Raw genomic sequence first — 20454 nt, 5'->3', positions numbered from 1 at the left:
GGGCCATTACCTCCATTCAAGTGTGATTAAAAGGATTGAGAGATGGAAATAGACCTGCAACAGCTTAGCCGCACGATGGCTTACGCCTTGCGCCATCAGCCGGCAAGCTTTGGATTGACCCTGGATGATGAGGGTTGGGTCTCCGTAGATGCTCTGGTAAGCGCCCTGCGCCAGCACCGTACAGGCTGGAAGCATCTGCAGGTGAGCGATATCGAGCACGTTATCGCGTTGCCGGGAAAGAAGCGCTATGAATTGCGCGCGGGCCACATTCGCGCTTATTATGGACATTCCCTGCAACAGCTCATGCAGCGTGAGGCTGCGACCCCGCCGGCGCGACTCTTTCACGGTACTACCCCGGCCGCCTATGAACGGATTCGTCAATCAGGGCTGTTACCGATGGAACGCCAGTATGTCCATCTTTCTGAGGATAGGGAGACGGCGCTTCAGGTTGCCCGGCGTCGTACCTCGCAGCCGGTTATCCTGGTTGTGGCTGCCTCAGAGGCCTATCAGGACGGCGTTCAATTCTACCTGGGCAACGAGAGTGTCTGGCTGGCCGATACCATCCCTCCTGCTTACCTGAGCCGGCAGATATAAATCCCTGCCAGAGGATTCATGCCTGCACAAATACTTGCCCTCACCCTCTGGTGGAAGTGAACTTTTCGCGCTATAATCATGTTAGCATTCCCGCCCATAGTGTACGAGCCAGGAAGGTAGCATGTGTCATCATGCGCCATCGAGCCGGGTGGCACCTGCCGCCAGCATGGATATGCATATGGATAAAGTTTCTATAATTTTTGATTTCGCGACCTGTGATTGTATATAGATATGGAGTCACTAGTTATCATAGTTGCTAATTTTGTGAGCCGTTTCTGTGAGCGGCAGATTCTTTAACATCTACTTTTACATCGGGCAGCTATAAAAGCTCATCGGATCTTTATTATATGATCATTCCTGGTGCTGTTTATACCATTTATGTGGCTTGCTTCCAGTTTTTATAGCATAGCTGATGAATTATCAGAAGTAATAACAGGCTGGTTGGGCAAAAGAGTACTTTCAGGTGCCCGATAGTATATTTTATTTGACTACTTTATCTTTCGTGATATAGGCTATTTGCCTACAACATTCTAGTAGTACATTGGCATAGGTACTTGACAATTTTCGCTGTTTTAAGCAAAATTGAAAAAAAAGCCTGAGTTGTGAGAGATATGCGTCTCTATATGTCGTATATCTATCATAAATCAGGCGAGTGTACCACCGATCACGGTATGTTCTTTCCCCCCGTCTGAGCCGTCTTGCTGTCGTATAGTAAGCAGGTGCCAGCGGCTCACTGATTTGAAAGGATATACGCAGGTCTGCAAGGAGCAATGATGGTGCGACATGAATGGTCCGATGAGGATCTGGCCCAAAAGCTGCATGATCGAGACCCCGAGGCACTGGAAACCCTTATATCCCGGTATTCTCGTGAAGTTTTTTATTTTATTCGTTTAGTGCTTGATAGCGTTGGGGTAACGCAGGATGCAGAGGAATGTGTCAACGACCTTTTTGTGGCCGTCTGGCAAGAGATTGATACATTTGATGCTACACGCGGGACCTTACGCACCTGGCTTACGATGCGCGCGAAGTATATCGCGCTAGATCGTCGTCGCCAATTGTGCCGTCGTCAGACGCACAATGTGCAATCTGCTGATGAAATTCGTCAATGGGGTTCAAGCGATACTGCTGGTAATCGTAAATCTTCTGGTTGGGGATACGAACACGATGCACGCACAACTTTGCCTCCACATCCAGAAGCAAGTATGGAACATTTGCTAGAGCAAAGCGAAAGGCGCGAGGAATTGCGTCTTGCGTTGGCGACGTTACCCGAACTTGACCGCTTTCTCATCTATCACCGCTATTTTAAATTTGCTAGCACTGAGGAACTGGCGACAAAGACGGGATTGACCCGCCATGCCGTTGACACGCGACTCTGGCGAGCGCGCAAAAGCTTACGCGAAGCGCTCAAGGAGCATGCCCATGAGTATGAGCGAATTTGAGGAATATCCTCCCGAATCAAGGCCGGAGACATTTCACCTTTCCAATCAGGAAGGTGTATTTCCTGACGATTTCACGATGGATGAAGTTGAGTTCGCCTGTGAGCTCAATGCTTTATTTTCTCCTGAACACGAGGAGCTCCCCCTCTGTTTGTGCAGACCTTAATGGATTCCGATGATGAGCGTTTGCAGCCTGCCGAATATGGGTTTGAGTTGAAGACTAAAGCCGTCGTATTTCGTCGTCTTCAGCTCAATCGTCGCCTTGCGAGCTCTTCACATCCATCCTTGCGCTCTACACTCTTTGATGGGTTTACAACTATTTCGCGTCCCTTCCTGGCTTTCTGTGCCTCCTGCGCCCTGTTTATGCTCCTCTCAGTTGTAGCGACCGCCCCGGCATTCGCCTATGGCCTGAGCTATATTCTGTCCGGCGCCCATAGCGGGGTATTGTTAGTCAATAATGCCCCGGTCGTCTCTTCCAATGTTTCAAATCAGAAACAAGATCCAAACTCAAATAAGGATGACACACAGCAGATTAGCCTGGTCCAGGCTCAGCATCTGTTGCATTTCCCTCTCTTTGTCCCTTCATCTGTTCCCGATCGCTATAATCAGAGCGACTTCTATATGTATGGTGGAGATAATAGTTGGGCCGATGGTCCGATTATGGTGGTTGAGTATACATATGCTCTCCCCGGCGTAGCTCCCAAGCATATTACTATCTGTGAATTTAAGCCTAAGCGTACCGTGTACCTGGTGGTGAAAGATGGCGCGGCCAGGCAGATCCCGGTTAACCATGGGGGTAATAGTGATTCGGCCATCTTTGTCGAAGGTCACTGGACCCAGACTGGTCGGGCGGATGCGACCTGGGTCTATAATGACCGTAGCGAGATTGTCGACGAGAATAGTGGTGTCGTTTTCTGGATCGTTGGTGATCCCAGCGACGGCATTAATAATGCCGAACTGACCTCGGTGGCCAATTCCCTGCAGGTATTTGATCTGCATGCTGGTCATTATATTGGTGGCCGTATCGATCGTGTGACACAGAGCGATGAAGATACCCCTGGCCAGTTTGCCAATGATGTTATTTCATTGGATAATCCTGATACAAGTGGTGGCCCTTCCTTCAAGCTGGTTGGCGCCGTCTCCGACCAACCCCAGAGCCGCAACGGTATGATCAGCCTGCATCCTTTTATGCAATAGCTTTCCGTCGATCTCTCCCTGTGGTGTAAACATGCCAGCCGAGGAGGGATCGATAGCCTCCGACTTGCTTTGCCGCATTTTCCTACTTCTATCCTATGGACGTTGCGCGCTATAGCTGTATGTGAAGCAAATTTTTCGCTTGAATCGTGTAGTATACGGCAAGAAAATTGCGTAATTGTTCTTGCCCGCGTGTGATTGATTAAATCGCAATCATAGGCGTATTTTGATGAATCCGATGCAAGGTTTGGGCCTCTATATGCGTTTATAATAGAGGTACAACTTTAAATATGTTTTTAATATAAAGGTTATGGTTGAAGTTGGAAAATTACTATTGTTGTGTCACTGGACAACAACCTGTACCATCTGGTATGCTATTTGATGAAGATAAAGAAAGTGCATACAGATTTTGCATCAGTCGCCTTCTCTTGCAATGGCGCTGGAGAAGTTAGTCATACTACCTCGAAGGAGAGGAACATGAAAGTAGCAACTAAAGTGAGAGTGACAAGATCTCACGGTATCCCCAACCTACGTGTGCTTCGCCAGAAGAAAGGGCTGAGTTTAGGGCAGCTTGCAGATCTCTCGGGACTGCGACGTGATACTATTACTCATCTCGAAACAGGTCGCGAAGAGGCTCAACCCTATCATTTGCGTATTTTAGCTCGTGTGCTGGGCGTGCCAACTCTAGACCTGGTCTCTTAGCAAGTCTATCCGCTGGGATCAATGCCAGGGCATCTCTAAGATGCCCTTCTCGCCATTCTCCCATCTTTTCATAACTCTGTTTTATAAATTGATGCCGCAGGGGTGCAGTCGCACCCCTGCGGCATCAATTTATAAAAGACCCGTGAGTTCTCGCCCCTGCAGCATGCAAAAGTCGTTTGTGTGATGGCATATACAATGCGCCCCCTGCGGCATCAATTTATAAAAGACCCGTGAGCGCCACCACACGTGCAGTCTGCATGAGGTTTCGCGCCAGCGTTGCCCACAAGTCCGTTGTGTGTTAGTGCCTGGGGTGCGCATCCGCGCACCCCAGGCACTAACACACAAACCAGCGCGTCCGAGCAGCGGACGCGCGTGTGGTGGCGCTCACGTTCGCTACCACAAGGAGAGTAAAACATTCTCATCAACCCTTGAAATCTCTACTATGTATGGTATGCTACTTACTGTTGGGTAGGCTTTGGTATGCAATAGAGTGCCACTTATTCTATATGTCTATATCTACAAACTCCTCAACTGTATGTGATGAAACGTATGTGTGGCTTGTGCTATTAATTGGTAGATAAGGAGTGTAATCACGAATAATGAACGAGACACAAGATAAAAAAATTCGTATAGGCATTATCGGCCTGGGATTCGGCGGAGAAAGCGCCCTTAAGGGTTTTCGTTTGCTGCCAAACGTTGAAGCGGTAGCATTAGCGGGACTTGAGGAGGATCGCCTGACCTATCTAGGTGATACTTTTGGTATTCCTGCTACCAGCCGCTATCGGGATTATAAGGATCTGCTGGCCAACGAGGACCTGGACGCGGTCAGCGTAGCTGTCCCCAACGCGCTGCATGCTCCTATCGCCATCGCCGCTCTGGAGCGTGGATTGCACGTGTTGTGTGAGAAACCGCTGGCACGTAACAGCGAAGAGGCCGAGGCTATGGTGCAGGCCGCTACGAAGGCCAACCGTGTTCTGCAGGTTGTCTTCAATCACCGTGAGCGCAATGATGTACAGACATTAAAACGCTATATTGATGAAGGTAAATTGGGCAATATCTATTATGCTAAAGCCTATTGGATGCGTCGACGCGGTATTCCAGGAGCTGGCTCCTGGTTTGTCAGCAAGAATATGGCCGGTGGTGGCCCCCTGATTGATCTGGGCGTGCATATACTGGATATGGCCCTCTATCTGCTTGAGGAGCCCTCGATACTGACTGTCAGCGCCTCAACCTACAATGAGCTGGGGACGCGTGGTGTTGGCATTAATCTCAATTCACGCAAAACAGGCTCCGAGGAGCATGCCTATGAGGTAGAGGACCTGGCTACCGCTTTCTTGCGCCTCTCAAACGGCGGTACGCTGCTGCTGGAGACCAGCTGGGCGACCCATAGTAGCGCCCAGGACGACTATGGGATCATCCTTTATGGGACCGAGGGTGGCGCCGACATTCGTGTGAAGAATTATAATACGGAGAATACCCTGACCATCTATACCGATGTTGCCGGTGCGCCATCTGAGATCCATCCTCATACCCGTGGTGGCCAGTTCCATAACGCGGTGACTGAAGAGTTTATCGAGCGTATTACGAGCGGCAACTGGTCCCTCTACAATGGGGCTGATGGCCTGCGGCGTGCCCGCGTTATCGATGCCTGCTATGCCTCCGCTTTACAGGGGCGCGAGGTCGTAGTCGAAGCATAATCACTCTATCGGGTTTTGTATTGAAGGAGATTTTTGATGGAAGAGACAACACAGCCAAAGACCGCTTTAGTCACCGGGGGATCTCGTGGCATTGGAGCGGAGACGGTGCTGGCATTGGCCGCGCGCGGCTATGATGTGTCTTTTAACTATCGCAATAAGGCCGCGCGCGCCAATGATGTTGTCTCCCAAGCTAACCGGCGCGGCGTGCAGGCCCTGGCCGTGAGCTGCGATATTACGCGCCCTGAGGATCGGGCGCGCCTGTTTGCCGAGGTGCGGCAGTGGCGTTCCGGACTGGATGTGCTGGTCCTCAATGCCTCCGGCGGTCTGGAGAAGGATGCCCTGGCATTGGACCCTGACTATCCTATGCACATCAACCGTGATGCTCAGGTGGCCATGGTTGACCTGGCGCTCCCCCTGCTGCGTCCCGGCGGCGCGATCGTATTTATTACCAGCCACTGGGCTCATCTGTATGGGCATGGTATCCAGCATGTTCCTTCTTATGAGCCGGTTGCGGCGTCTAAATACGCTGGCGAGCAGGCTTTGCGCGCGCGGCAGCAGGAGTTTGCCGCGCGGGGCATTCGCTTTGTGGTGGTGACCGGGGATCTCATCGAAGGAACGATTACCCCGAAGCTGTTAGAGCGTTCCGCTCCTGGCCTGGCGGCCAACCGCAGCAACCAGGTGGGCGCGTTGCCCACGGCCGCTGAAATGGGGGAAGCTATCGCCAGGGCCGCCACCGACGCGACCATTGCTGATGGGCGTACCATCGTCATCGGGGGCTCGCTCGAATCATTGCTCCCTGAAGGCACCGCTCTCTGATCCGGTTTTGCAAAATTGCAGTTGCAGGAGGCTATCTGGCCTCCTGCTTTTTTCATGTTACGGGAGTGCTGGTGGCGCTGGCTGGAAGGCTGGATAGCAGGGGGGTTCCTCTGTATCCGGCCAGAGCAGGCGCATCTTCTGGGCCAGCTTTTCCAGCGTCTCTCCGATGGCCTGCATATAGCCGTGTGTTGCGCATAAGTGGGCGGCGTTTTCAAAGAAGAGCAGGTAGCGCTGGCGATCTGTCAGGGCCATGATAAAGCGATCCTGGGGCAGGATGATTTCCAGGGGAACCATGGTATGAAAGCCGAGCGCCCAGGAGATGGTAGCTTCGATCAGACCGTGGTAGAACAGCGTATCATCGGCGGCGGCGGGACAACTCTGGCTGAGCTCGCTGCGATAGCGCGCCTCCATTCCCAGTGCAATGTTTTCAGGAATGCGATAGAGGCAGCGGCAGGTTGGGAATGGGACCCGTCCATAAGCCCCTTCGATGAGCGCGTGGATATACGTGCCGCCCTCGAAATCGATCATGCGCACCCCTTGTGTGGTTTGTATGATATTATCGGGGCAGGCATCTCCCTGTATGAAAGCTAGAAACGGACCTGGATTGGTCAGGGCAGCTTGCAGGGTGTGGAGCTCACGCTCGATCCCTGATGCAGGTTGTACATTGAGTGTTGTGATGATCTTTTCCATTTGTGCGTGCAGCCAGTCGAAGCTGAAATAGAGGCTCTCCTCTTGTGGTCCCAGGGCAGCTCGGATCGCTGTATATTCGGCTTGCCTGCCCATTGAGAGGGCGTGCAGACGTCCATGTATGCCTGCGTAGTTCAGCAAGGCCGCTTCAGCCCGCGCGCTGTCACGACCCAGTAAGACGTGATTGAGCTGTTCGCCAGGTCCAAGATCCTCCATAATAAACATGCTGAGATTGAAATCACCAACGTAAAACTGTGGTGCCAGTGGTTGCGCTGGTGATAGGGCCTGTATAAACTGCAGACTGGCCCATTCATTTAAGAAGAGCTGATTGGCCTGCCGTAGCGGGGTACCATCGGGTTCGCTGGCCTGCTTGATGATGACGCCGGAAGCCAACAGCTCTGGTCCCTCCAGTACGGGGCACCGATAGACTCGCGAACGCTGGCTACCTCCTAAATCATCGCCAGGACCAAGTCGTATGGTTATACCAAAGTGTCTGCTCAAAAGTTGTTCAGCGTTCGCAATCGCCTCAACTGCGTGCAATGGCTGCGTTGTCTCGTCCTGTGACATAGGTTCCGTCCTTCTTTCAAGAATTGGCCTGCGCCTCTTTATAGTTTACCGCATTTGCAAATGATGAATATTCGTACAACCCCGGGTCTATGGTAGACGTAATGTAGAAGAAAAGATATTCTAAACTGTATCATTTTTGAGAAAGAGGTTTACTGGATGGCACCACAGATGGATTCACAGGAGCAGCGCCCCAATCCCTCGGCCTATCAAGGCTATGAAGGCACTTCGACATACCGCCATGACGGCCCACCTTATGAACACGAGCAGGCAACTTACGGTCAGCCATCTGGCACCAATCAATTCGCGGACGATAATTTTGTGGAGGCTGTAGCCCAGCGCCTGGGTCAACGCCTGAACCAGAACCAAAATTTTGGTGGCAAGATATATCAGCCAGGTAGCACGAGATCTAAAGCGTCTTCGGGCCAGCGCCTGGCCCTGGCCATCGTTTCTGTCAGCGTGCTGGTTCCCCTTGCAGCCATTCTTCTGGCCGGGGTCGGCGGTCCCATCGGCTTCGCCTCATTTATTGTAGCCGGTGGCATTATCGCCCTTGTCAACGTGATTTTCAACCTGCTTGGGTAGCGAAAGCTGCCATGAGTAAAAAGGCAATGGTGCAACAATAGCGCTTCCCGCGCTATTGTTGCACCATTGCCTTTTTACTCATGATTATCCTTTTTCGATTTCGTTTTTGATGGTGGTGATGGTGTTGTTTAGCTGGCCGATGCGAGCCTGAATCTCGGTGGTTTTTTGTTGCTCGGACCGCACGAAGCGTGTGTAGGGGGCGATGGCATCCTCGATGCGGTTGAGAGAGTTCTGGAGCTCTTTGCGGAACTGCTCACTCATAGCCGAGGTCAGTCTCTGCTGTAGCTCCTGCATTTTTTCGTCGAAGGCTTTTTTCGCCTGCTTGCGACGCAGTGGGATGATGCCATAGCCGACCAGCAACAGGCCGATACCCGCGATGATGCCGGTGACGTCGGCCGCCAGCGTGCCCATAAACGCGACGATCAATGCGCCTAGCCCAATGCCTCCAGCTCCGGTGATCACCGCCTGGGCGACTGTATTGCGCATATCCTCGGCAAGCTGGGTAGATTCGGCCTCCTGATCATAGGTCTGGATGACACCTGTAACGGTATGTGAGACCGATTGTAGGAGGAGACGGCGATTGTAGTCAAACTGGCGGCTGACGGCTCCAATCATGTTGTCATCGCGGCGCAGGCTTACCTCGCGTCGTCGTTCGATGTATTCCATGATGTTTTGCCAGAAATGGTGCTCCTGCTCGACCATCCAATCGATCATCTCCTGGACGGCATGTTCGATGCGGGCGGCGCTGTCGCCCAGCACCTCGCGTTCGAATTCGTGGCGGATGCGATCTCCCTGCACCAGGTCCAGGATGCGTCGCAGCCGAATGGTATCATCGAAGAAGTAGTCGCCGCGCTGGCGCATCTCCAGGACAACGTTGGCGATCTCGGTGAGGCGATGCTTGAAATTGCGCTCCATGTCCTCACGATAGAAGCTCAGTTGATTTTCGATATTGGTGACGGTGCGCGCATCTTCGGTCAACAGCCTGGCGCGTTCCTCTACCGAGCCGCGTGTCTGATCCAGCAGCCGCTGCATGACTCCCAGTGGACTCAAGAGCTTCAGGCGCACGCGTTCCCTGGCGTCCAGCGTTTCAAATAGATACTCTTCGAGCTTGCCGAAGCGGCTCCGTTCCCAGAGCTCAACGGCCTGGTGTCCCACGGCCTGGCGCGCTTGCTGCGCTTGTACCGCCGAAACGGGAAAGATCTCCGCCTGAAAGCCCAGCAACTGCTGACAGTTGTGTGATATGAAGGTGGTGATTTTCTGCAGTTCTTCCGGCGAGCGCAGGAGGTCGATCTTATTGAGAATGATGATGACTTTCTTGCCCCAGGCCCGGATGCGCTCCATGAAGCTTTTTTCGCTCTGCGTAAATGGTCGATCGGTCGAGGTGACAAACAATATTAGATCACTACGGGGGACAAACTCTTCGGTTAGACGCTGGTGCTCCTGCAGGATAGCATTGACTCCGGGCGTGTCCACGATGCTGATGTCGCGTAAGAACTCGGCTGGGTACTCCATTTCGAGGATGTCCTGCGCCAGCATGTGCTGTGATTGCTCCTCCCCATGGCGCAGAATGGTTACCTGGTGCGTTGTCGGGATGACGCCTTCTTCTAACACTTCGTTGTGTAGTAGCGCATTAATGCAGGCAGACTTCCCCGCGTTAAATTCACCTACAATGACCAGCAGAAATAGGTCATCAAGCGAGGCCGTGACCTGCCGCAGGGTTTTCTCATAGGGTTCGCCACCCTCGAAATTTTCCAGGCAGCTCGCCAGGTCAATGGCGAGCTGCTTCTCTTGTTGTAACAGAGCTCGTTGTCGGTCTTGTAAGATAGATTTTGCCATACTCTTTATATCTCCTCGCGGGGCCACTGTGTTGCCATCATAAGTGATGACGCTGTAGTAGTAATACGTTACAGCGGCTGGCGAGAGAACAGGTCTTCGGGAGCTGTGACTGGCACGATCACTTTCAGGGCCTGTGGCCCCACGCTTAAGAGGGTAGGTTCTGCCTCTGAAGTGCTGGTATGGCCCAGTGGTTCCCCATCAACCTGGATGGCAACCGGTTTATGTGTGGTGATTTTAATTGTCTCGCCTGTTTCATAGCGTACCCATTGATGGCGTTTCGGACGCCGCAGCAGGAAATCGATGATCATGGCTGCTCGCCGGAGTACGCTTTGACGGCGCACGACACACAGATCGAGCAGCCCATCGTCGCATTTTGCCTGCCAGGTATATTTAATCGCACCGCCATAGAGCTGGGTATTGCCGAAAATCACCTGTAGAGCATTGACTTTAATTTCACGATCCCCCAGGTTTATGGTACCGCGAAACGCTGGATAGCGGGCTCCCCACCAGGCGGCCATCAGAAGATAGGAAAAGAATTTCAGGCGCTTCATCGATTGTTTCTCAACCGCCTGCGTTATCTCTCCATCAATCCCTATGCCGACCATCAGCAAGAAATACTGATCATCTATCTTACCCAGGTCGATGCGCCGGGTCTGGCCATTGAGCAACACATTGCTAGCTCCATTGAGATCCAGTGGAATACCCACCTCGCGTGCCCAGACATTGACGGTTCCGCTGGGGAGTACTCCCAACGCTGTTTCGCTGCCGGCCAGTCCTTGAATGACCTCATGGATAGTGCCATCACCGCCTGTGGCGATGACCACATCGATATGTTGCTGGGCGGCCTCGCTCGCCAGCCGGCAGGCGTCCCCGCTGGATTGGGTTAATTTGAGCTCTACCTGCCATCCCTGCTGCTGGAGCTTTGCGATGATGTGCTTGATCTGATGTTCATGAAGCGTATAGCTGCCTGAAGTTGGATTAGCGATAACAATGGCTTTTGTTTGCTGCTTCTTAACAGGTGTGCTGGCTTTATTGGTCGTCTCTTGCATTACGAACCTCTTTAGTGTGTAGTAGCTCAAAACAGTGTTATATACTGGTGTAGAAAACGCGTACATCGTTTTCTACACCAGTATATAGCGATATAGGTTTTTCACATTCATGCATGGGTTTATCCCTTGCAATTTTGGTACGTATTATCGACGCATTTGGTTGTAGGCACCGTGTTCGTGGGCGCGGCAATTTTAGTCTACACGTGGAACGCGGGCTAATAGTTCAGACACGACTTCGTAGTTGATGGTTCCTAAGCGGCTGGCGATCTCTTCAGCGGTAAGCGTGGCTTCCCCCCTGCCGTCCAATTAAGACGACTTCGTCACCCATGCGAACCTGTGGAATGTGGGTGACATCAACCATACATTGATCCATACAGACACGCCCTAGCAGTGGGGCTTCTTGCCCATGAATGAGTACGCTGCCCCAGTTCTGTGGACTGCGGCGGAAGCCATCGGCGTAGCCAACGGGTAGGACGGCGATGAGTGTCGGACGCTGCGTGATATAGGTGCTGCCATAGCTGATCCCTTCTCCGGTGGGGATCCATTTGACCTGTGAGACCTGCGTCTTGAAGGCCAGCGCGGGCCGAAAGCCCTCTGGCAGGCGTACAAAAGGCGATGGTTCAAGGCCATAGATGGCGATTCCGGGCCGTACCATGTCGAAGCGAGCTTCTGGAATGGCCAGGGTCGCGGCGCTATTGGCTGCGTGAACAATCGGAGGTCTGATCCCCTCCTTCTCCAGCTGCTCTAACACTCCCTGGAAGCGTGCCAGTTGCATGCGGGCGTGGCTCTGGTCTTCGGCGTCGGACTGGGCGAAGTGGGTATAGAGACCTTCGAGCTCCAGGCCGGGCAGCTGGCTGGCCTCACGTACCAGCTCTAGAATGGCTGGCAATTCTTCAAAGCGAACTCCCAGTCGCCCCATACCTGTATCAACTTTGACATGGACCCTGACCGTTTTGTCGAGTGCCTGCGCGGCTTGCGAGAGCGCCTGAGCCTCTTCCCTGGAGTAGATGGTGACGCTGACACCAAGACGTAGTGCCTCGCGCATCTGCCAGCGGGGCACATAACCAAAGACAAGGATAGGAGCCGTAATATGGGCTTCGCGCAAAGGGATCGCTTCGCTGACGGTGGCGACGCCAAGCATACTGGCTCCATTCTGGAGTACGGTGCGGGCCACTTTTAGCGCTCCATGACCATAGGCATCAGCCTTGAGCGCGACCAGGACCTGCGTGCTCGGCCCTACCAGAGAGGCGATATGGCGTGTATTGCTGCCGATGGCGTTTAAGTCGATCTCTACCCAGGTGGGCCGCTCGGCGTGCCTGAAGATGGTCTTTTTCCAGCCGGGCGTCTGGCGTACCAGCAACTCTGATGCCTCCCAGGGACGGGCCATCAAGAGCTCGGTGACGCGCTCCATGCGAGTCTCCTCGGAGCCTTTGAGCAGGATGACGGCGCACCTATCGCTGTCTGGTAGGGTGTTTAGGATGCGGCGGGCCGCCTGGGCCGCGTCCTCATGCGTTGAGGTCATGATGATGCGCTCGCTATCCATTCCGGCCTGTCGAGCCTCTTCGGCGATCAGGGTGGCCCATTCGCCACGCGTGATCAGGTAGTCGACGTACTGGGAGATCTCCTGCCCGATGGAGCGATGTGCTTCCGCCTCCGCCTCACCCAGGTGGAGCATGTCGCCCAGGATCGCGATGCGCTGACTCCGCTCACCCGCCAGCGCACTGAGCGTTTGCAGACCCGCTTTAACCGAGGCTGGCGCCGCGTTATGGGTATCGTCCAGCAGTACCGACCGCCGAATGCCCGGCAGGGGATTGAGGCGTCCCGGCAACGGTTTTAAGGTTGTCAGTGCCTGCTCGACCAGGGAGGGGTAGATGCCGCGGCTGAGCCCGATCTGGTAAGCCGCCAGCATGGTCGCGAACTGATGCTCTCCCAGCAGCTGCGAGCGGAGCTGAACCGTTACCTGCTCTTCCTCACCCCTCTCAATCTCGTCGGAGATGCGACGGCGTTTGATTGTTCCGTGGATGCCGTCCCATCCGACCGTTACGTGTGGCTGTTCATCTGCCGCGCACCCAGCGGGAAGAAAAGGATGGCAGCTCACCGTGGATGGGGCATGGTGGACGCGCTGCTCTAGCAGCGCCCGAATGATGGGGTCTTCCTGATTATAAAAGAAGTGGCCGCCTTCTGGCAGGCTGGTAAGCAGCGTTCCCAGTTCAAAGGCCAGGTGTTCGAGCGAGCTGAAGTATTGGAGCTGAACGGGACTAATATTGGTTAGCACGCCGATCTGCGGACGCACCATGCGACTGAGGGCGGCAATCTCGCCGGGATGGTCGCAGCCCAGCTCTAATACGGCATATTCGTGGCGCGCCTCCAATCGGCCCAGCGAAAGTGGAATACCGAGCATATCATTATAGTTTTGCCAGCTGCGGAAGGTGGTGAACTGGCGCGCGAGCACGGTGGCGATTGCCTCTTTGGTGCTCGTCTTGCCCACGCTTCCCGTGACCGCGATAACAGTAGGATGCCAGATCTCCAGGATCGCGCTGGCATATTGCCGCAGGGCACGGCGCGTATCCTCGACCAGAACTATCGTGATCTCTTCATTTGCAAGGACGGATTTAGCCTGTTCGGAGAACTGCTGGAACGTCTGACCCGACAGGAGAAGTCCAGTAGCGCCTTTGCGGACTGCATCAAGCACATGATCATGGCCATTGCCCCTTTCGCCGCGCACAGCAACGAACATTTCATGGGGTGAGAGCTGGCGCGTATCATGGCTGAACGCCTGAAAATGAACATGCTTACTGGTCTGGCGCAGGGTGCCCTGCGTCGCTTTTAACAGGTGATCGAGATAGATCATGGTATCCTCATATTTTTGTAACACGTGATTGGTGACGTTTTTTTATGTTGCCATAATATGATGAGCTGGCAATGCTCTTCTTTATACTAAGCTTACCATATTGCTGTCCGCGGTATGGGCATATATATGTATGAGCTCCCTTGATAGATGAGCTTGTAATATATGTTATCAGGGTCTCCATCAGTCCACTATAAGTTGGTGCAGGAGAGCTAGCTGCCCTCCTGCACATCCCACTTTGAGGGAGGCTGCTCTCTGCTTAATTTGGTGCATAGATTGCGCGAAAGCGCAATCTATGCACCAAATTATAAACCAGTGTGGCCGCGCAGCGGACGCGTGTGCGAGGGCGCTCACTCACCCCAAAAAGAGAAGTGTAGTTACCCTCTATGTGCAGCGCACATACTGCATGCTACCTAGCTGTTTGACGAGGCCGTCCAGCTCAAGGATGGTCAGGGTGGAGGTAACGATGTTGGGAGCCAGTTCTGTATCGCGGATCAGGTCGTCGATATGCCGGGGTTCGCGGCTCAACAGGCCCAGCACTATCCGTTCCTCTTCGCTCTCCGGCTCGCGCAGGACGCTGGCGTCTGGTAGCGGAACGGTATGGATGTTGAGATGCTCCAGGATATCGCTTACCTCGGTCACGGGGTGTGCCCCGTCGCGGATGAGTTTGTTGACCCCGGCGCCGCTGTTCGAAAAGATGCTGCTGGGGACTGCGTAGACCTCGCGCCCCTGGACCAGGGCCGAGTTGGCTGTGATGAGAGCGCCGCTTTTCAGGGGGGCCTCGGTGACCAGGATACCCAGAGAGAGGCCGGCTATGATATGGTTGCGCGCCGGGAAGTTGCCGGCCTCTGGTTTGATACCCAGGGGAAATGAGCTTAATATCACTCCCCGGCCGGAGTCGATGATGTGTTTGGCCAGGTGATAGTTCGAGGGGGGATAGATGGTATCCAGGCCACAGGCCAGCACAGCGATGGTGCGTCCACCGTTATCGAGGGCGGTGTTATGCGCTACCGTGTCTACGCCCAGCGCCAGGCCACTGACGATGGTGATCTTCCCTTTTACCAGTTCTTTGGTGAAATGCTCCGTCACCTGTCGTCCATAGCTGCTCATCTTGCGCGTCCCCACAATACCGATGCTGTAGTGTAGGTCGTCTTCGGTCAACTGACCGCAGGCATACAGGACCGGGGGAGCATAATCTATTTTGCGCAAGAGCGGGGGGTAACAGGCATCTTTCCAGGTAATGACCTGGATGCGTAACCTGTCCAGGCGCTCCAACTCGTGGTCGGGATCTATGCTGGCACGCTGCCTGATAAAGCTGTCAACGGTGCGCTGATCAAGACCGATCCGGGTGAGCTCAGATGATGGAGCGTACCAGGCGCGGGCTACATCTTCCTGAAAGTGGTCCAGTAAGAGTTGAAAGCGCACCGGGCCTATGCCCATCACGCGACTAAATGCGATCCAGTACGAGAGTTCTTCTAAAGTGAGTTTGTCTGAAGGATAATATCGGGCCCGGCCATCAAACACTTCCATCCGCCGCTGCTTCTTGCCCATGATGCTCTTTACTCCTTTATCTCTGGTGGTCTGGTTCCCGCGCTGGTTGGTTCTCCCCATGGATAGGGAGGATAGGCCGTATACGCGGGAGGTACATTGTTGGCCATTGTAGGTGGCTGACCGGCGACTTCACCATAGGGTCCGCCGGGTCTATAGGTCGCCGGGTTCGCATAGCTTCCGGCAGGATTGATATCGGGATGGTAATTTCCTGCTGGCGGCATGTAGTTATAGGCTGGTTGTGGGATGACAGCCGCCTGTGCCCTGGCTTTGCGCCGGCTATAGAAGAGGTAGATCAGCAGTAGCACGCCACTGGCCAGCGGAATGATGATCAAGAGCGAACCCGCCACGGTCAGATACGCGTCGGATGAGTCGCTCGTCACTGGCACTATCTTATTGTCAGTAGTTGTCTGAGGAGTCTGTTGCTGAACCTGGTCTGTACCGCTCAGGGTCGCCGGCTGATTGAGGTGAAGATGCCACTGATTCTCCAGGTGATCCGAGTCTACACCCAAAGTCTGTTTCTGGTCGGTATCAAATGGCTCATCGCTGTTCCCTGTGCTTTGTATCAGGGCGTTCATCTTTTTCACACCAAAGGTTTTATACATATAATCCAGGAGCTGCCAGCTCTGCGAATAGGCCTGGTAGGCTTTTTGCGCGTCGCGCGGGAAGGAGCGATCTATCTGATAGAGGGGGATCAGACTGTGTTTAGTTAGCTGAGTCTTGAACTGGTTCTGCATATCCCCTTCATGGTAGGTTTGATCGTAGACGGCCAGCCCTTCATCAAACCAGGTGGGAATCGTGACCTGCGCGGTCTGGTGCAGAACCAGGTGCGTTAGCTCATGTGGCAGATCCCTGTTCAGCGTTGTATCATCTGGTCCCTGGACGGTAACAGAGGCCTGATTAATCTCGAAGAAGGCTACCCCGCCAACCCATTCGGCCGAGTCCGGCGGGAGCGAGCTGTGGAAGTCGTCGCTGTTCTCGTAGATCCACAGGTTGATCGGTTGATGCAGTTGCACGCCTAGATTCGCATAGATGCGTTTCAAACTATCGCCCGCCTGATTGAGTAAGAGCTGCCCGAAGGATGTGGGCCGATCATACCAGTTGACCTGGTAGAGCCCCTGGGAGAGATGTTGCCACTGGAAGCGCGTATCGGTGATCTGCAGCGTCTTTGGAGGAGTTTTATAGCTATGTCCAGCGCTATCAGAGATGTCCCAGGTATAGTTGATAATGGTTCCGACCGGCATAAAATGCTGCTCGTCAAGGTCTTCATGCCACTGAAAGGAGAGATGGTTGGCCGGAGTCTGCGTAATCGGATGAACCTCTGAGACCCGCATAGAGTTGAACTTGATTGTGAGCGTGGCGATCTCGATTGGACTGGCACTATCCTGTGTGTCCAGCTGGAAGTCCATCGCCTTGGGGAAGTTGAGGGTGGCAGTCTCTGAATTAATGGTAATGGGGTCATCCGCTACAGCTGCATAGACGTGAGGAGGTAAATTTATCGATATGAGGATCATGATTGATAGATAGATAAGAAGGCGCCCACTACGCCGCATGGCATTCCAGCGCATATAATTTAAACTCCTCGTGGCAATTCGCGAACATCAATCCTTATTATATCTGATCAAGCACAAAAATATCGTGATTTGCTCATCAATATAGTACGCATGGCTATCCCCAAATTTTTATAGTTGGCAGTTTGAAAGAGTATGTTCCGGTGTTGGTGCTGCGGCAGCACCAACACCGGAACATACTCTTTCAAACTGCCGTTAATCGGCTTTCTCTACTGTTAATCTATGTCGTATTCGTTCGTTAAGTATAAATGAGGTTGAGTTTGTGTTTCTCTGGTAACGCATGCAACCGACACGGGGACAGATGTGGAAGGGAGGCGATTGAATATATGAGTAATAATTTGGATCAACAAGCTGGGGGTCAGCAACCACGCATCGAAGATGGAGCGCCACCAAAGACGGGAGGGCTTTTACGCAATTATCGGCAGCAGCAGTCGTCGGTGTCGCAGCCGGACCTGTTCTCACAACCATCTTCACTTTCGACAACCGATCAGCTTGACCATCCTGTTTTACCGCTCCCACCTGCGCAAAGATCTGCTCCGCCCTCCAAGGCCCCTCCTCTTTATTCGCGTGGTCAGCTACGCCTTCCTGTCTCCTCGGTTGGGGAATCTGCTGGTCTGCCTGGACGCGGACAGTTGCTGCGCTCACCAGAACTGCTGATCCATACTATGAAGATGGTACGCCACTGGTCAGGTAAAGTAGCGGCGGTCGCCGGACATAAGATACTGCCTCCCGCGCCGTATATGGAGCGTTATCATGGCTCAAACCCCGCGCCATCTGGCGTAGAAGCACAGACACCGCGACCCGCGAAGAGAATTCCCTGGCGTCGTTCGCGTACCCTGCGTATCGCCATGCAGATGAGGCAGCGGCGCGCGCGCTGGCAGCGTGCCCCACGGCGGCTCTGGGCGGTATTCACCATGGCCCTGATGTCTGTGCTGGGTCTGATGTGTGTGGCTGGCACCACCTATAGCTATGGTTACTATGAGCAGCAATTGCCGCGCGTAGATGAACTGGCGAATGCTCACATCGCCCAGAGCACGCGTATTTATGATCGCAACAACGTCCTTTTATTTGAAGCCTATGATCAGAACTCCAGGCAGGGAGGCCGGCGTATCGCCATTAGATATGAGGACATCCCTCCCGTTATGCAGGATGCCCTGGTGGCCATCGAGGATAAGACCTTCTGGACCAACGCGGGTATCGAGCCATCGGCCATCATTCGCGCGGCGGCCAGGCAGTACGGGGGAGCCAGCACATTGACGCAGCAGGTCATCAAGAACCTGTCCAATCAGCGCGAATATGCCCTGGGACGCAAGATTACCGAGGCGGCTATGGCCATTGGCCTGACGCAGCAGTATTCCAAAAGCAAGATCCTTGAGATGTATTTTAATATCGCCCCTTTTGAGGGACAAACCTATGGCGTCGAGGTGGCGACCGAAGATTTTTTTGGTCTGCAGTCAACCTGTCACACTAACCAGAAGTGCATCCCTGGTATCTCCAGGCTGAACTATAACCAGGCAACCGGCAGAAATGATCCTTTATTGGGCCTGGCCCGTGCCTCTCTGCTGGCCGGTATGCCCAATCAGCCGTTCTATAACGATCCAACCAGCGGGCCCGATGCCAAGCAACGTGCTATCTATCGTCAGGGCCTGGTGCTGCAACAGATGATGGCGCTGCATACCGTCGTGGATGGCCTGGGTCCAATTACACCCGCTATCGCCAGAAAGGCGCAGCGGCTGATGGAGCGCCACACCTTCAGGAGCTCTACGCGCGTCAAGCACGCCCCTCATTTCGTGGATTGGGTTATCAACCAGGTTTCGACCGCGCTGGGAAACGGTGATGCCGCTGAGGGTTATGGTCTCTTTCAGAAGGCCGGCTTCAATATTCGTACCACCATCGATGTGAATCTACAGGAATATGTGGAGCGGGCTGTGGATCGGCATATCAATCAGCCCGATTACCAGAAGCTACGCGGCTACTACGCGATGCTCAGTAGCTATAACAATCTGCACACGGCGGCGGTGGTAGTGATGGACGCAAAGACCGGTGAGATTCTGGCTATGAACGGGAGCGCCGACTATAATTCTATGGACCCACGTGTGGGTGGTCAGTTTAATGCCGCCGTCGGTTCGCGTCCGCCCGGCTCAACCTTCAAGCCCTTTGAATATGCCACCGCCTTCCAGATGGGCTGGAATCCTGGCGTGATGCTGATGGATAACCGCACCTACTTCCCGAATGGGGCACCGGCGGGCACGACGATGCCCCGCACCGATAAGGATGCCCTCTCCAAGGATTCAACCATCTACGCCCCGTATGATTACGGGCATACCTATACAAATCGACCGGTGTCCGTGCGTATAGGTACCGCCAATTCCTATAATATCCCGGCCATCAAAGCCATGCAGTTCGCCGGCGCAAACCAGGTGGTCACCACCACACGTCGTCTTGGCATTACCACGCAAGCCAATACCGGCCTGGCCTGGGCCCTGGGCTCAAAGGACGTCTCGCCGCTGCAGATGGTGAGCGCCTATCAGACCTTCGCCGACCAGGGCCTGCACGTCCCACCACAGAGTGTTCTGGATATCTGGGATAACGCTGGCCACAACCTCTATCACTACGATGAGAGCAGGCCGGCGTCCGGTCGGGTCTTCTCTCCACAGGTCTCCTACATGATGACCTCGGTGCTGGCCGACGAGCCCTCGCGCGCCTATGAATTTGGTTCAGACCACGACCTGTCATTCGCCGATATGGACGCCAATTGCGCCTACTCGCGCTTCAACTGTAGCCGACAGGTCGCGGCCAAAACGGGCACCACCGACGATTTCCGCGACAACTGGACCATCGGCTACACGCCGGACGTCGTTGTCGGCGTCTGGGTCGGCAACGCCAACAACGAAAAGATGAGAGACGTCATCGGCATTACCGGAGCCGGCCCCATCTGGCACAGCGTCATGGAACGCGTATTGGGACGCTGCAACGAGCATCCACCCTACACCAACGCCTTTGTCAGTCCCGACCAGATCACCTGTGGACCCGACTACCACTTTCGCTTCTCCGCCCACCCCCAATGGACATTCCCCATCCCACCCGGCCTCGAACTACTCAATCAACCATCCATCACCGACGGCCAATCCTCACCTCCCGACTGGGCCCTCTCCCTCCAATATCCCTGAATCATATATCGTCGTAAAAGCTTCATCCCTTTGACCCCTTCCCTTTAATATGTTGATGATGCATGTGCTTCTTAAGTGTGATGAAAAAAGCGCATATCACTCTTTAATGTGGTGATGCAGAACCAGTGCTCCGCACCGGTTCTGCATCACCACATTAAAC

At 54.0% G+C, this 20454-nt stretch carries 16 protein-coding genes; 9 read left to right on the top strand and 7 right to left on the bottom strand.

The window, feature by feature from the left end; genetic code table 11:
* Window positions 1-42 precede the first annotated feature (42 nt).
* The 7 genes from AABA21_RS20545 (at window position 43) to AABA21_RS20515 (ending at window position 6439) form a co-directional block, all read left to right on the top strand.
* The gene (locus AABA21_RS20545; protein WP_338253325.1) at window positions 43-594 is read left to right on the top strand and encodes an RNA 2'-phosphotransferase; all 552 of its coding nucleotides are present in this window, start codon (window positions 43-45) and stop codon (window positions 592-594) included.
* Window positions 595-1364: 770 nt separating this feature from the next.
* A complete protein-coding gene (locus tag AABA21_RS20540; protein WP_338253324.1) occupies window positions 1365-2033 on the top strand; it encodes a sigma-70 family RNA polymerase sigma factor in 669 nt (222 codons plus the stop codon).
* Window positions 2020-2196: a hypothetical protein gene (locus AABA21_RS20535; protein ID WP_338253323.1), complete on the top strand. Its 177-nt coding sequence runs from the start codon at window positions 2020-2022 to the stop codon at window positions 2194-2196. The genes AABA21_RS20540 and AABA21_RS20535 overlap by 14 nt, the downstream gene beginning before the upstream one ends.
* The gene (locus AABA21_RS20530; protein ID WP_338253322.1) at window positions 2184-3227 is read left to right on the top strand and encodes a hypothetical protein; all 1044 of its coding nucleotides are present in this window, start codon (window positions 2184-2186) and stop codon (window positions 3225-3227) included. Before AABA21_RS20535 ends, AABA21_RS20530 begins: the two co-directional genes overlap by 13 nt.
* 474 nt (window positions 3228-3701) lie before the next feature.
* Window positions 3702-3926, top strand: coding sequence for a helix-turn-helix domain-containing protein (locus AABA21_RS20525; RefSeq protein ID WP_338253321.1), 225 nt, complete (start codon window positions 3702-3704; stop codon window positions 3924-3926).
* A 599-nt stretch (window positions 3927-4525) separates the two neighbouring features.
* Window positions 4526-5623 carry a Gfo/Idh/MocA family protein gene (locus AABA21_RS20520; RefSeq protein WP_338253319.1) on the top strand — a complete coding sequence of 366 codons (1098 nt, stop codon included), beginning with the start codon at window positions 4526-4528 and terminating at the stop codon, window positions 5621-5623.
* Window positions 5624-5659: 36 nt separating this feature from the next.
* A complete protein-coding gene (locus tag AABA21_RS20515) occupies window positions 5660-6439 on the top strand; it encodes an SDR family oxidoreductase (RefSeq protein ID WP_338253317.1) in 780 nt (259 codons plus the stop codon).
* A 57-nt stretch (window positions 6440-6496) separates the two neighbouring features.
* Here the strand turns inward: AABA21_RS20515 and AABA21_RS20510 are convergent, their stop codons facing one another.
* Window positions 6497-7693, bottom strand: a complete 1197-nt coding sequence (locus AABA21_RS20510) for a phosphotransferase family protein (protein ID WP_338253315.1) — start codon at window positions 7691-7693, stop codon at window positions 6497-6499.
* 156 nt (window positions 7694-7849) lie between these two features.
* Between AABA21_RS20510 and AABA21_RS20505 the strand changes: the two genes are divergently transcribed.
* A complete protein-coding gene (locus tag AABA21_RS20505) occupies window positions 7850-8272 on the top strand; it encodes a hypothetical protein (protein WP_338253314.1) in 423 nt (140 codons plus the stop codon).
* An 84-nt stretch (window positions 8273-8356) separates the two neighbouring features.
* Here AABA21_RS20505 and AABA21_RS20500 read toward each other — a convergent pair whose 3' ends face one another.
* From AABA21_RS20500 to AABA21_RS20480, 6 genes are all read right to left on the bottom strand, one after another.
* On the bottom strand, window positions 8357-10108 hold the full coding sequence (locus AABA21_RS20500) for a dynamin family protein (protein ID WP_338253313.1): 1752 nt from the start codon (window positions 10106-10108) through the stop codon (window positions 8357-8359).
* Window positions 10109-10176: 68 nt separating this feature from the next.
* On the bottom strand, window positions 10177-11157 hold the full coding sequence (locus AABA21_RS20495) for a diacylglycerol/lipid kinase family protein (protein ID WP_338253312.1): 981 nt from the start codon (window positions 11155-11157) through the stop codon (window positions 10177-10179).
* Between the two features lie 192 nt (window positions 11158-11349).
* A complete protein-coding gene (locus tag AABA21_RS39460; protein WP_420917165.1) occupies window positions 11350-11463 on the bottom strand; it encodes an alanine racemase C-terminal domain-containing protein in 114 nt (37 codons plus the stop codon).
* The gene (gene alr, locus AABA21_RS20490; RefSeq protein WP_338253310.1) at window positions 11429-14008 is read right to left on the bottom strand and encodes an alanine racemase; all 2580 of its coding nucleotides are present in this window, start codon (window positions 14006-14008) and stop codon (window positions 11429-11431) included. Before alr ends, AABA21_RS39460 begins: the two co-directional genes overlap by 35 nt.
* A 381-nt stretch (window positions 14009-14389) precedes the next feature.
* Window positions 14390-15556, bottom strand: coding sequence for a DNA-processing protein DprA (gene dprA, locus AABA21_RS20485; RefSeq protein ID WP_338253308.1), 1167 nt, complete (start codon window positions 15554-15556; stop codon window positions 14390-14392).
* 8 nt (window positions 15557-15564) lie between these two features.
* A complete protein-coding gene (locus AABA21_RS20480) occupies window positions 15565-17121 on the bottom strand; it encodes a peptidase MA family metallohydrolase (protein ID WP_338253307.1) in 1557 nt (518 codons plus the stop codon).
* A gap of 329 nt (window positions 17122-17450) precedes the next feature.
* On the opposite strand from AABA21_RS20480, the gene AABA21_RS20475 reads away from it, so the two are divergent.
* Window positions 17451-20294 carry a transglycosylase domain-containing protein gene (locus tag AABA21_RS20475; protein ID WP_338253306.1) on the top strand — a complete coding sequence of 948 codons (2844 nt, stop codon included), beginning with the start codon at window positions 17451-17453 and terminating at the stop codon, window positions 20292-20294.
* Window positions 20295-20454 lie beyond the last annotated feature (160 nt).

Source organism: Dictyobacter halimunensis (genome assembly GCF_036245075.1).
Note: the sequence above shows the minus strand (reverse complement) of the source record. Positions and strands in the feature narration are given on the sequence as shown.